The organism is Streptomyces sp. HSW2009, from assembly GCF_040240285.1.
In the GTDB taxonomy this organism is placed as follows: Bacteria; Actinomycetota; Actinomycetes; order Streptomycetales; family Streptomycetaceae; genus Streptomyces.
Window position 1 is genome coordinate 1 of record NZ_JBEHZD010001212.1, and the last position, 314, is coordinate 314.

1 protein-coding gene is annotated in these 314 nt (G+C 86.3%); it reads left to right on the forward strand.

What is annotated here, in order from left to right; genetic code table 11:
- Nucleotides 1-45 precede the first annotated feature (45 nt).
- On the forward strand, nucleotides 46-314 hold a 269-nt coding region (locus AAHZ94_RS36595; RefSeq protein ID WP_349997709.1), incomplete at its 3' end, for a hypothetical protein.

Genomic DNA, 314 nt, shown 5'->3' on the forward strand with positions numbered 1-314 from the left:
GGGTGGGGTGTCGGTGGGTGTGTCGCGGGGTTTTGTTTTGGTGGGGTGGGGGGGGGCCGGGGGGGGTTTGGGGGGGGGGGGGGGGGGTGGGGGGGGGGGGGGGGCCGGGGGGGGGTGGGGGGGGGGGGGGGGGGGGGGGGGGGGGGAACGGGGGCGGTGGGGGGGGGGGTGGGGGGGGGGGGGGCGGCGGGGGGGGGGGTGGGGGGGTGGGGTGGGGGGTGGGGGGGGGGGGCGGGGGCGCCGGGGGGGGGGGGGGTGGGGGGGGGGGGTGGGCGGGTGGTGTGGGGGGGGTTTCCGGTGTCGCGGGGTTGGGA